At 64.5% G+C, this 12214-nt stretch carries 14 protein-coding genes and 1 tRNA gene; 5 read left to right on the forward strand and 10 right to left on the reverse strand.

All coding sequences use genetic code 11. The features are described from left to right. Positions 1–11: 11 nt before the first annotated feature. The gene (locus M1D74_RS12310) at positions 12–1166 is read right to left on the reverse strand and encodes a cystathionine gamma-synthase (RefSeq protein ID WP_458115477.1); all 1155 of its coding nucleotides are present in this window, start codon (positions 1164–1166) and stop codon (positions 12–14) included. Positions 1167–1193: 27 nt separating this feature from the next. Further along, a complete protein-coding gene (locus M1D74_RS12315; protein WP_309072652.1) occupies positions 1194–2570 on the reverse strand; it encodes a cystathionine beta-synthase in 1377 nt (458 codons plus the stop codon). A 75-nt stretch (positions 2571–2645) separates the two neighbouring features. Between M1D74_RS12315 and M1D74_RS12320 the strand changes: the two genes are divergently transcribed. After that, complete coding sequence (locus M1D74_RS12320; protein ID WP_458115478.1) at positions 2646–3608, forward strand: DNA-3-methyladenine glycosylase family protein; 963 nt, start codon at positions 2646–2648, stop codon at positions 3606–3608. A 194-nt stretch (positions 3609–3802) separates the two neighbouring features. On the opposite strand, the gene trxA is transcribed toward M1D74_RS12320, so the two are convergent. After that, positions 3803–4198 (reverse strand): thioredoxin, encoded by a 396-nt coding sequence (gene trxA / locus M1D74_RS12325; protein ID WP_309072650.1) that lies wholly within the window; start codon positions 4196–4198, stop codon positions 3803–3805. Positions 4199–4507: 309 nt separating this feature from the next. Between trxA and M1D74_RS12330 the strand changes: the two genes are divergently transcribed. Continuing rightward, entirely contained in the window at positions 4508–5086 is a 579-nt protein-coding gene (locus M1D74_RS12330) for a hypothetical protein (protein WP_309123771.1), read from the forward strand. A gap of 73 nt (positions 5087–5159) precedes the next feature. On the opposite strand, the gene M1D74_RS12335 is transcribed toward M1D74_RS12330, so the two are convergent. Further along, positions 5160–5241, reverse strand: a tRNA-Tyr gene (locus tag M1D74_RS12335). 116 nt (positions 5242–5357) lie between these two features. After that, positions 5358–5579, reverse strand: a complete 222-nt coding sequence (locus M1D74_RS12340) for a hypothetical protein (RefSeq protein WP_458115479.1) — start codon at positions 5577–5579, stop codon at positions 5358–5360. Positions 5580–5759: 180 nt separating this feature from the next. Between M1D74_RS12340 and M1D74_RS12345 the strand changes: the two genes are divergently transcribed. Continuing rightward, complete coding sequence (locus M1D74_RS12345) at positions 5760–6248, forward strand: YajQ family cyclic di-GMP-binding protein (protein ID WP_309071229.1); 489 nt, start codon at positions 5760–5762, stop codon at positions 6246–6248. A gap of 171 nt (positions 6249–6419) precedes the next feature. On the opposite strand, the gene htpX is transcribed toward M1D74_RS12345, so the two are convergent. The 5 genes from htpX to M1D74_RS12370 form a co-directional block, all read right to left on the reverse strand. After that, on the reverse strand, positions 6420–7298 hold the full coding sequence (htpX, locus tag M1D74_RS12350; protein ID WP_458115480.1) for a zinc metalloprotease HtpX: 879 nt from the start codon (positions 7296–7298) through the stop codon (positions 6420–6422). 78 nt (positions 7299–7376) lie between these two features. Next, positions 7377–8024 carry a 4a-hydroxytetrahydrobiopterin dehydratase gene (locus M1D74_RS12355; protein ID WP_458115481.1) on the reverse strand — a complete coding sequence of 216 codons (648 nt, stop codon included), beginning with the start codon at positions 8022–8024 and terminating at the stop codon, positions 7377–7379. 50 nt (positions 8025–8074) lie between these two features. Next, positions 8075–8800, reverse strand: a complete 726-nt coding sequence (locus tag M1D74_RS12360; protein ID WP_458115482.1) for a GntR family transcriptional regulator — start codon at positions 8798–8800, stop codon at positions 8075–8077. A 2-nt stretch (positions 8801–8802) separates the two neighbouring features. Next, a complete protein-coding gene (locus tag M1D74_RS12365; protein ID WP_458115483.1) occupies positions 8803–9297 on the reverse strand; it encodes a PTS sugar transporter subunit IIA in 495 nt (164 codons plus the stop codon). Then, positions 9294–9524 (reverse strand): glucose PTS transporter subunit EIIB, encoded by a 231-nt coding sequence (locus tag M1D74_RS12370; protein ID WP_309071224.1) that lies wholly within the window; start codon positions 9522–9524, stop codon positions 9294–9296. The genes M1D74_RS12365 and M1D74_RS12370 overlap by 4 nt, the downstream gene beginning before the upstream one ends. 175 nt (positions 9525–9699) lie before the next feature. Between M1D74_RS12370 and M1D74_RS12375 the strand changes: the two genes are divergently transcribed. Continuing rightward, the gene (locus M1D74_RS12375; RefSeq protein ID WP_458115484.1) at positions 9700–10992 is read left to right on the forward strand and encodes a PTS transporter subunit EIIC; all 1293 of its coding nucleotides are present in this window, start codon (positions 9700–9702) and stop codon (positions 10990–10992) included. Continuing rightward, a complete protein-coding gene (nagA, locus tag M1D74_RS12380; RefSeq protein WP_458115485.1) occupies positions 10982–12214 on the forward strand; it encodes an N-acetylglucosamine-6-phosphate deacetylase in 1233 nt (410 codons plus the stop codon). The genes M1D74_RS12375 and nagA overlap by 11 nt, the downstream gene beginning before the upstream one ends.

Below are 12214 nucleotides of genomic sequence, written 5' to 3' on the forward strand. Positions count from 1 at the left end.
GGAGGTTCCCGTTAGAGGTTCGTGAACGCTTTCTCGAGGTCCGCGATAAGGTCTTCGACGTCCTCGATACCCACGGAGAGGCGCACGAGGTTTTCCGGTACGGCGAGCTCCGTCCCCTTCACCGAGGCGTGAGTCATTTCCGACGGGTAGTTCATCAGGGACTCAATCCCGCCGAGGGACTCCGCAAGCGTGAACAGTTCGGTGGATTCCGCGACAGTGCGCGCAGCTTGTTCACCACCCTTGAACGACACCGAGATCATTCCGCCGAAGTTCCGCATCTGACGGGCAGCGAGGTCGTGCCCCGGGTGGTCCGGCAGACCCGGGTAGTAGACCCGCTCCACTTCCGCACGGCCGGAGAGCCACTCCGCGATGGCGAGGGCGTTGGAGCTGTGCCGGTCCATGCGGACCCCGAGGGTCTTCAGCCCGCGCGTGGTGAGCCACGCTTCCATGGGCGCGGAAACCGCGCCGACCGCGAACTGCACGAAGCCCACCTTCTCGGCCAACTCCCCATCATTCAGTACGACGGCGCCGCCACTGGCATCGGAGTGGCCCCCGATGTATTTGGTGGTGGAGTGGATCACAACGTCAGCGCCGAAGGAGAGCGGCTGCTGCAGGTAGGGAGACGCAAAGGTGTTGTCGACGACCAGCAGTGCTCCCGCGTTCTTCGCGACGGAGGCGATTGCTGCGATGTCCGTGATTTTCATCATCGGGTTGGACGGCGTCTCAACCCAGACCATGCGGGTGTTTCCGGAAGCGACCGCCTGCTCAACGGCGTCGAGGTCCGACATGTCGACTGCCGAGTTGGTGATCCCCCACTCCGACAGGATTCGGTCGATGAGACGGTAGGTGCCGCCGTATGCATCATTGCCGAGCACGATGTGATCGCCGGGACGGAGTGCAGCGCGGATCAGGGCGTCTTCCGCCGCAAGCCCGGACGAGAAGCTGAACGCGTGCGCGGCTCCCTCCAGGGCGGCGAGCTGAGCCTGCAGCGAGTCGCGGGTCGGGTTGGTGCCGCGACCATACTCATACCCGTTGCGCAGCTTGCCGATGCCGTCCTGGGCGAAGGTGGTGGTCTGGTACAGCGGGGGAATGACCGCACCTGTGGTTGGATCCGGCGTCTGCCCGGCATGGACAGCGCGTGTGTTGAAGCCGTTTCCTGAAGTCACTGGATGCTCTCCAAACGTAAGGGGGTTTTAGCTGCTCAAGTACGTCAGCAGGTCGTGGCGCGTAAGTATTCCCACGGGCGCCCCGACGAACGTCACCATCAGCGTGTCGCTTTCCTGCAGTCGTTCACGCGCCGTCGTCACCGACTCCAGCGATCCGATGATCTGCATTCTCTCCCCCATGTGCTGGGAGATTTTGTCGGTGAGCTTGGCCGTGCCGTGGAAGATCTTCTCGGTCAGGAGCCGCTCGTCAACCGATCCGAGGACCTCACCCATGACCACGGGCGGCTCCTGGGACAGGACCGGGATGTTGGAGACTCCGTACTCGTTCATGATCTGGATGACGTCGCGAACGGTCTCGTTGGGGTGGGTGTGCACCAGGTCCGGGAGAGCGCCATTCTTCGACCGGAGGACTTCGCCGACCGTTGCCTCGTCGCCGCTGTCCATGAAGCCGTAGGACTTCATCCAGTCGTCGTTGAAGATCTTGCCCAGATAACCGCGGCCGCTGTCGGGCAGGAGGACGACGACGACATCGTCCGCTGTGAGGTCCTTGGCCGCCCGCAGCGCGGCCACGACCGCCATGCCCGACGAGCCGCCCACCAGGAGTCCCTCCTCACGGGCGAGCCTGCGCGTCATGGCGAAGCTTTCGGCGTCGTTCACTGGAATGATCTGGTCCGGAACCGAGGAGTCATAGGCATCCGGCCACATGTCTTCACCGACGCCCTCGACGAAGTAGGGACGACCGGTGCCTCCGGAATAGACCGAGCCCTCCGGATCAGCACCGATGATGCGCACCGGTCCCGACTCCCGGTCCTTGGAGATGTCCTTGAGGTAGCGGCCTGTGCCGCTGATGGTGCCGCCGGTGCCGACGCCGGCTACGAAGTGGGTGAGCCGCCCGTCGGTGTCCCGCCAGATTTCGGGCCCGGTGCTCTCATAGTGGCTGAGTGGGCCGTTGGGGTTGGAGAACTGGTCAGGCTTGAACGCTCCCGGGATCTCGCGGGTGAGCCGGTCCGAGACGCCGTAGTACGACTGCGGACTGTCCGGCGCCACAGCCGTTGGAGTGACCACGACCTCGGCACCATAGGCGGCAAGGACATTCCGTTTGTCCACGCCCACCTTATCGGGGACCACGAAAATGCACTTGTACCCGCGCTGCTGGGCAACCAGAGCAAGCCCGACGCCGGTGTTCCCGGACGTGGGCTCGATGATGGTGCCGCCGGGCTTGAGCTTGCCCTCCCGCTCTGCCGCGTCGATGATCTTCACCGCGATGCGGTCCTTCACCGAACCGCCGGGGTTGATGTACTCCACCTTCACCAGAACCGTTGCGGCTATCCCCTCGGTCACCTTGTTGAGCTTGATGAGTGGGGTGTTACCGATCAGATCCACGACGGAGTTGGCAAACTTCATGGTTAACAAGTTACCGCGCGAGTGTGACAGTCCCGGACGGGCGAACTGTCGGGGGTACGTGCGAGCATTAACGGCATGACCCTCACCGATTCCGCTCCGGCCGCTCTGTCGGCAGTTCTGGAGCCGGAGGGCGCCTACTCATTGCTGGCCTCGGTGGGCCCGCTGCAGTGCGGCCCGGGCGATCCCACGCTCATCTTCGGGGATGGAGCGGTCTGGCTTGCTTTCCGGAACGACGACGGCGCTGCCACCCTCCGCCTCGACCAACGAGGCGGGCTGCGCTCTGCTTCCATTCATGCGACCGCCTGGGGTCCCGGTGCCGCCCTTGCGCTTGGTTCAGTCCCCCGGCTGATCGGACTCCACGATGATTGGAGCTTGTTCGATTCTCCCGGGTTTTCAGCCGGTTTGCCTGAGTTGGCGAGGAAGGGCCGCTATCTGCAGCCCGGTGTCCGGTTGCCGGCAACCGGAAGGATGCTCGACGCCGTCGTGCGCGTGATTCTGGAGCAGAAGGTGACGGGGCTTGAGGCAAAGCGTGCGTGGCGGTACCTGGTGACCCGATTCGGCGATCCTGCACCGTCTGCTCCGGGTGCCCCCCGGGAACTGCGGCTGCCTCCGACGGCGGCGCAGTGGCGGCGGGTTCCGTCGTGGGAGTGGCATAAGGGCGGGGTCGATTCCAAACGGTCGGCTGCAGCCTTGCGGGCCGCCGGCGTCGCGTCCGGGCTGGAGCGGTTGGCGTCGCTGGACGCTGCCAAAGTATCCGCCGGCTTGTGCTCAATTCCGGGGATCGGGGTGTGGACGACGGCCGAAGTGTTGCAGCGGACGCACGGATGCCCCGACTCGATCTCGGTCGGGGACTTTCACCTTGCGGCGTTCGTGGGAGCGGCGCTCACCGGTGAGCGCACCGATGACGCCGGGATGATTGAACTGCTCAAACCCTGGACAGGGCAGCGCCAACGGGTCGTCCGGATGCTCTACGCAAGCGGTTTCCGAAAGCAGGCCTACGGTCCGCGGCTCTCGCCGGAGGACCACCGGCGGCGGTAGGTCCTGTTCGGACGCGCACGCAATCCTGCACCTTCTGGCCGCCTGAGCCCTTCGGCCACCCCTGTTCCCGGGGTTCTACTCCGCCGTCGGCCCCTGACTGCACTGGAACCCGCAGGATTGTGCTCGCATCCGAGAAGCACAAAGGCTCCGGCTCCCGATGTCGATGGGAGCCGGAGCCTTTGTCGTGAAGCTTGTTATGCCTGCGGCTGCGTGCCCTGGGCCTGCGCCTTGGCCTGCTGCTCGGCGACCTGAGCGTGGACTTCCTTCATGTCCAGTGCCTTGACGGCGTCAACCAGTTCACTGAACTGGCTGTTGTTCAGTGCGCCCGGCTGGGAGAAGACGAGGACCTTCTCGCGAAATGCCATCAGCGTAGGGATAGAGGTGATGCCTGCTGCCGCGGCGAGCGACTGCTCGGCTTCTGTGTCCACCTTGGCGAACGTGACGTCGCTGTGCTGCTGGGAGACGGCGTCGTACACGGGAGCAAACTGCTTGCACGGGCCGCACCATTCAGCCCAGAAATCGACGAACACGATGTCGTTCGACTCGATAGTCTCGGGGAAGGTTGCCTCTGTGATGTCAATAGTTGCCATATCTTCACGCTAACGAGAATCGGCCTGGATGTCGCCTCCTGTTCGCTGAGCGCGAGGCTGCTTGGTACAACGAGACCGTCGAGGGGTGTGATTGTCCATCAAGGGTGCACCGTCTCAAACTTCTGGCGAGCACCGGGATGTCAGCGCATAATGAACCTCCTACAGGGTCGAGGGGGAACGAAGATGAAGCCGAGTTCGCTGCAGATTGCGCTCGTGATTCTGTGCACCGGCTGTTCCGGTGCCAACACACCTCAGGTTCAACCCACATCGGAACCCAGTCCGTCGGCCTCCGCTTCTTCCGCTTCGCCCTTGCCGTCTGCCAGCGCGACGCCGACGGGCGCACCGACTGCCGCTTCCGCCGCTCCCCCAGCCAGCGCGGAGCCCTCCAGTCCGGCCGCCGAGTCGCTAGACCCATTGGCGCCTGAACTGTCACCTCGCGGAAACCTGATCAAGCAGATCGGCGAACCTGCCGGAATCATCGACGGAAACGGCGAGCGGCTGGCCAACTTCGTCATCAACAGCATTTCCCCGGACGTGCAGTGCACGGAAGCATCCGCCGAACCGGCCGAGAACGGTCTCTTTGTCGCTGTCGATGTATCAGTTCAGACCTCACCCGCCATGGCGGCACCTGACGCACTCATTTCAAGCTTCGACATGTCGTCGTCGCTGTTCCGTACGATTTCGCCGGAGGGCATCTCATCCAACGCAGATCCCGGTACGTTCGCTGCCTTCCTGTGCCTCGATGACACAGCGCTCCTCCCAAGTTCCATCGGTCCGGGCGAAAACGCTCAGGGCATTGTGCTCCTCGACGTTGAACATCCCGCAGGAACGCTGATCTTCGAAGACCTGTACACGGGCAGCGCATGGGAGTGGACTTACCCCGGGTGAGATCGGGGCTGGCAGTTGACGAAAGCAAAAGGCCCGCACCCAGTTCCCTGGAGTGCGGGCCTTTCGTGGCGAGTGGCAGATGAGGGATTCGAACCCCCGTAGGCAGTGCCAGCTGATTTACAGTCAGCCCCCTTTGGCCGCTCGGGTAATCTGCCGAACGCCCCTCGAAGAATTCTCTTCAAGAAGACCACCTGCGGATCGCCGTCCGCAGGCAAAACAACTTTACAGAACATCCCGCCCAGAATCGAATCGGTGGTTTGGCGGGGCAAAGTCACAGGCCGGCAGCTATCCGACGCTCGATCTGTGCAAAGAAACTTCCTGCCTGGTCAGCAGTGACAAGCCCCAGCGCGACAGCATTCTCGAGCTCAGTCCGGACACCCTCCAGCCGGTCCGTCACCGTGCGGTTCTCGGCATCCGGTTCCTGCGGTCTCGTCACTATGGGCGAGGAAGCAACCGACGGCGCCGCCCCGACCCCGGTCAGCGATGCGGCCATGATCAACGACCCAGCAACAGCATGACGAGCACGAACAAAATAGCGACGCGATTGCGCGGTCAAAAGTTCCTCCTGAGAACACCGTGATCTCCACGCTTTCACCCGGTAATGGGAGCCGCCTGTTGTGAAGCTGTGAATTAGGGTAGAAGCAGGAAAACACCAACCCAGAAGGAGGCAACGGTGGCCAGCGAATCCACATTCGACGTTGTGAGCAAGGTAGACAAGCAGGAAGTCGCCAACGCGCTGAACCAGGCGCAGAAGGAACTCGCCCAGCGCTACGACTTCAAGGGCGTCGGAGCCGAGGTCGATTTCAGCGGCGAGAAGATTCTCATGAAGGCAAACTCGGAAGAGCGCGTCCTCGCGGTGCTGGACGTCCTGCAGTCCAAGATGATTAAGCGCGGCATCTCCCTGAAGTCCCTCGACACCGGTGAGCCTTACCCTTCCGGCAAGGAGTTCCGCCTGGAAACCTCCATCAAGGAGGGCATCGCCCAGGACGTTGCCAAGAAGATCAACAAGCTCATCCGCGATGAAGCGCCCAAGGGTGTCAAGTCCCAGATTCAGGGCGACGAGCTGCGTGTCAGCTCCAAGTCCCGGGATGACCTTCAGGCCACGATGGCACTGCTCAAGAACTTTGACGAGGCTGACCTGCAGTTCGTCAACTTCCGCTAGGAAAACCAGCCAACCACGACGACGGCGACGCTCCCCTTCCTGGGTGCGTCGCCGTCGTCGTACGTGGTGGAGTATCCCGGCGAAGTGTCCGGATCAGCGGGATAGTCCGGATAGTCCCACCGAAGGTGTGAGTTCGATGGGATCTCCCACCGACCGGGGAAGCTCGAGGAACTACTGGATCGCCCGGCCCGCCATGCCCTCCAGGCGGGCGATCCGCTGCGCCATGGGCGGGTGGGACGCGAAGAGCTTTTGGACGCCGCCGCCGCGGAACGGGTTCGCAATCATCAGGTGCGAGGTATTCACCAGCTGCTGGCTCTGAGGCAGCGGCGCCTGCTGGGTTCCGCGCTCGAGCTTGCGGAGCGCCGAAGCGAGGGCCAGCGGGTCACCGGTGAGGCGGGCGCCGTCCTCGTCTGCGTCGTATTCGCGCGTACGGCCGATAGCCATCTGGATCAGTCCTGCGGCGAGCGGTGCGAGGAACGCGAGCAGGAGTGCGGCGATCGGATTACCGCCCGAATTGCGGTTGCCGCCCATCATGCCCGTGAAGGCGAACATCTGCGCCACTGACGTGATCACGCCGGCGACGGCGGCCGCAACGGACCCGGTCAGGATGTCGCGGTTGTAGACGTGCATCAGCTCGTGTCCAAGGACACCGCGCAATTCCCGTTCGTTCAGAATCTGCAGGATGCCCTGGGTGCAGCAGACCGCTGCGTTCTCCGGGTTACGGCCGGTGGCGAAGGCGTTGGGAGCCATGGTCGGCGAGACGTACAGGCGAGGCATCGGCTTGCCCGCCTTGGTACTCAGCTCACGCACGATCCGGTACATCGCCGGTGCCTGCTGTTCGGTCACCGGAACGGCCTTCATGCTCCGGATAGCCAGCTTGTCGCTGTTCCAGTAGCTGTACGCGATCGAGCCCACGCCGATGAGCGCAAAAATCCAGAGGAATGCCGAGCTGCGCGTCGCCGATGCGACCACGGCCCCGAACAGCAGGAAGATGCCCATGAGGGATCCGAAAAGCAGGGCCGTCTTGGCTCCATTGAAGTGGTTGTGCACCTGTTCTCCTTGTTGAACTTACCTACCGGTACAACGGCGATGCGGGTCGCGCTGTTCCACGACTGTTTCTGTAGCCCGTCAGCGCTCCAGCACGGTGCACACGCAGGCCCGGTTTCCTTCACCGTCGGCGAGCACCGTGAAGGACGGCGCCTGCGAATCATCGACAACGGTTCCACCAGCAGCAACAGCAGCTGCGATGCGGGCCTCCGCCATGTCGTGGGGAACCCATACGTCCAGATGGAACCGTTGGCGTGGAGTTTCGTGGGCATCGGTGCCCTGGAACCACAGCAGCGGCACACGGCCTGAGGGATCGACGACGTCGTCACCGGCAGTATTGCCGGCGTCACCGGTGAGCAGCGCCGCCCAGAACGGTCCAGCGGCGGCCAGCGCGGCGGTATCCAGCGCGAGTTCCACCTCGGCGAGCGTCTCGGGCTGCGGCGTCAGCCCTTGCTCCCGTGCGATGGAACTGATGGCCCGCGCGAGGTCGACGTCCCGCTGCGTCAGGGCACCGGCGTCGTGACTGATCAGTTTCAGGTCGACGTGAGGATAGGTGAGGGTGACATCCGGGTGGTGGTTGGCGGCTTCGGCGGCATCGCTGACGGCAGTCACGAACCGCAGGCCTGTTGTGAAGCTGCCGGCCCGGAAGCGGGCGTGAATGCCCTGCGCGAGTTGGCGCCAGTCGTCGAGCCCGGCATCGAGAATCTGCTTGCTGGTGAGCTTGTCCATGACCCCAGTATGTCGCGGTATGGAACCGGTGCAACGGCCCGGAGGAGGTCCTACTGGGCGAGCGTCATCGAGATCTGGTAGCGATCGGACCGGTAGGCGGAGATTGAGTATTCGATGGGCACTCCGGGTCCTTCCGGGCCAGTGAAGGATCGCCGGTGGAAAAGCAGGACGGGGGCACCCGGAGCGATATCCAGTAGCGGCGCTATCTCCTCGGAGGCGGCACTGGCCTGGACGGTTTGTTCCACCCGCCGTACCGGGTGGCCGGAGGTGGACAGCACCCGGTAGAGCGAGCCGGTGAGGTCCTCGGCGAGCAGGTCGGGAAGCAACGCGGGAGGGAGCCATGATTCGTCCACGCTCACCGGCGCATCATTGGCGAGCCTGAGTCGGCGCAGCCGGTACGCCGACTCGTCCGTCCGCAGTCGCAGATGTGCAACGGCACCTTCGGGCGGTTCATCGAGGTCGGCCGTGATCACCCGGGTGCTGGGCACGAAGCCGGCGGCGCGCATGTCCTCATTGAAGGAGGCGAGGTGCAGCACCGACCGCACCATGCCGTGGGAAACAAACGTTCCCTTGCCCTTCTCACGAACCAGTTCGCCGTCACGGACAAGGTCTGAGATGGCCCTGCGGACGGTAATCCGGGAAACCTCGAACATCTCCTCGAGCTGCCGTTCACCGGGCAGCGCTTCGCCGGGCTTCAGCGTTCGCGCCAGTTCCTGGAGTTCCCGGCGAAGACGAAGGTGCTTGAGCTCTCCCGATGCCGGGCCGCTTCCAGGCACCCTCACACCTGCGGAAGACTAAACAGGGGCTGTCCGGCCAGGACGTAAGCTCCGGGGTTGCCCACCGCCACTGTCCCCTGCTTCGAATCGAGCACAACCACGGGGCAGCACGGGCTGAGCTCCCGGCCGCGCAGGAAAGCCACATCGACGTCCACCATGGGGTCCCCCGTCCGGACCTCGTCGCCCTTGGCAGCCCGGACTGTGAAGCCTTCTCCCTTCAGGTGCACGGTGTCGATTCCGACGTGCACCAGGACAGCCGGCCCGGATGCGTGCTGGACGATGTAGGCGTGAGGCATGACCTTGACCACGCGCCCGTCCACCGGGGCCACAGCGGTGAGCACACCGGCGTCGTCCTCCGGCATGACCGCAGCGCCGTCTCCCACCAGCGCCTGGGCGAACACAGGGTCAGGGACCTCGCTCAGCGCGAGCACGACGCCGGGAAGCGGCGAAGCGACCGTCAACGCTCCCTGTGCGCCCTCCTCTACTTCAGGACTCACATGAGGTCCTGAATGTCATCGGCAAGGCTGTCCGCTTCGGGGCCGACGACGACCTGAACCACGGTTCCGGCAACCACGACGCCGTGTGCGCCGGCTGCTTTCAGCGCGGCCTCATTGACGCGCGAGGAGTCAATCACCTCAGTACGCAGCCGCGTGATGCAGCCCTCGATCTCCTCGACGTTATCTGCTCCGCCGAGCGCCGCCAGGATGTCTTCGGCCTTGGACATGTCTCCTCCTTCGTCGGTGATGCTGGACTGTGGACCGTATTTCCGCAGCCCGGGTTGACAATCGGACTCCAGCGCATCACAGTGATGGTTGTCACTGGTTATAACCAGTGAGGATGACTCTACTGACTTCGGCAAAGACACACAAGCGCCCTCCCTCCACGAATCGAGGATTCACATGTCCACCGCAAGCACCAACCCTGAGCCGGGCAAGGGCGCTGCTGAAGCGCCCAGTGACCCAGGAACAAATACTCCGGAAAAGACCAAGGGAAGCGGTAAGGCCCTGCAGAACCTCCAGCGTTTCGGGCGCAGCCTGATGCTTCCGATCGCCGCCCTGCCGGCGGCGGCGCTCCTGCTTCGCCCGGGCCAGGACGACCTGCTGGGCAGCTTCGAATCGCTCTCCACCGCGGCGCACGTTATCGGCGCAGCTGGTGGCGCGCTGTTCGAGAATCTCCCGCTGCTGTTCGCAGTGGGCATCTCGTTCGGTTTCGCCAAGAAGGGCGACGGATCCACAGCCCTGGCCGCCGTCGTCGGCTACCTCGTGCTGACGAACGTCTTCGAGGTCATGGCACCGCTGGTTCTGGGTGAGGCGCCGGAGGGCGGCGAAGATCCGGTCATCAACTACGGGGTCCTTGCGGGCATCGTCATGGGCCTCACGACGGCGTGGCTCTGGCAGCGCTTCCACCGCACCAAGCTGCCCGACTGGCTGGGCTTCTTCGCCGGCCGCAGACTGGTGCCGATCCTCACCGCGTTCGCGGCCATCGCCATCGGCGTGGTCATGGCGCTCATCTACCCGCTCTTCGACCGCGGCCTCACCGCCGTCGGCAACACTGTTTCGGAAAACACGGTGGCCGGAAGCGGCATCTACGGATTCCTGAACCGCATGCTCATCCCCCTGGGCCTGCACCACATCCTGAACTCGATCGTTTGGTTCATCATCGGGGACTACGAAGGTGCCCAGGGTGACCTCAACCGCTTCTTCGCCGGCGACCCGGAGGCCGGTGTCTTCATGACCGGTTTCTTCCCGATCATGATGTTCGCCCTCCCGGCGGCCGCTCTGGCGATCTGGCAGGAAGCACGTCCGTCCCAGCGCAAGCTCGTCGGCGGCATCATGCTGTCCACCGGCCTGACCGCCTTCCTGACCGGCATCACCGAGCCCCTCGAGTTCTCGTTCATGTTCGTCGCCTGGCCGCTGTACGTCATTCACGCGATCCTCACCGGCGTATCGATGATGGTGGTGAATGTCCTGGACATCCACCACGGGTTCGGGTTCTCGGCGGGTGCGATCGACTACGTGTTGAACTTCGGCATCGCCCAGAATCCGCTGCTCCTGATCCCGATCGGCCTGGCCTTCGCTGCGGTGTACTACGTGCTCTTCCGCTTCGTCATCCGCAAGTGGAACCTCCGCACCATGGGCCGCGAGGACGAGACGACTGACGCGCCGTCGATGGCTCGCCCGGATGCTAGCTGACGCCGGCCCCGGCGAGGACCGGGTTCTTCGCGGCCGGCTGGTCACCGGCCGGCTGGTCACCGGCCGGCCGGCCGAGGACGTGATCGACGACGGCGCCGTCTGGCTCGCCGGGGGCCGCATCGAATGGTGCGGCCCGGCATCGGCGCTGCCGTCCGGTGCTCCTGACCGGATCGAGCAGGTCCCGGTAATCCTGCCCGGACTGGTCGACCTCCACTGCCACGGCGGAGCGGGACACACCTTCTCCGCCGATCAGGACGGTGCGCGGGCGATTGCCGGCCACCACGCAGCCCATGGGACGACGTCGTTGCTTGCCTCGCTGGTCTCGGCGCCGGCGGATGAGTTGCTTGGCCAGATCGAGGTGCTCCGAGAGCTGGTGCACGACGGAACGCTGGCGGGCCTTCACCTGGAGGGGCCGTTCATCGCCGCCGACATGTGCGGAGCGCAGAACCCGGCGGCGATCATCGAGGGTAACCCAGCGCTGCTTCGTCAGTGGCTGGAGGCCGGACGGGGAACCGTCCGGACCATCACGCTCGCTCCGGAAACCGCCCACTTCGACGAGCTCGTGGCACTTTGCCGGGAACACGCCGTCGTACCTTCGGTAGGGCACACCGCAGCGACAGCGGCCGAAATGCGGGGGGCCCTTGAGCGCAGCCCAGCGGGATCCTGGTCAGCGACCCATCTGTTCAACCGCATGCCGCCGCTCGATCATCGCCGCCCCGGCCCTATCGCCGTGCTGCTCGAAACCGCCCGGCGCGCACCGGAAACCGTGGTCCTTGAACTCATAGCCGACGGCGCGCACCTGGATTCGGAAACGGTCCGGATGGTCTTCGGCCTGGTCGGTCCGAGCGGCATCGCCCTCATCACGGACGCGATGGCCGCGGCCGGAATGTTGGATGGAGACTACACCCTGGGTGCGCTCGACGTTGAGGTGCGGAGCGGCACGGCGCGGCTTGCAGTCCCTGACGGCAGCCAGGGCGCCATCGCCGGCGGCACCAGCCGACTGCTGGAAAATGTCCGGCGCTGCCGTGAGTGGGGCATCCCTCTCGCGGATGCGGTTGCGGCCGCTTCCTCGACCCCGGCACGGCTGATCGGGAACGACGACGTCGGCACCCTCGCCGCAGGGCGCCGGGCAGACGTGGTGGTCGCCTCGGACGAACTCGAAGTTCTGCAGGTGTACCAAGCCGGTCACCTGCTTGAGCACGCAACAACAGAAAGGGCATAA

The sequence above is a fragment of the Arthrobacter sp. D2-10 genome (assembly GCF_054161285.1).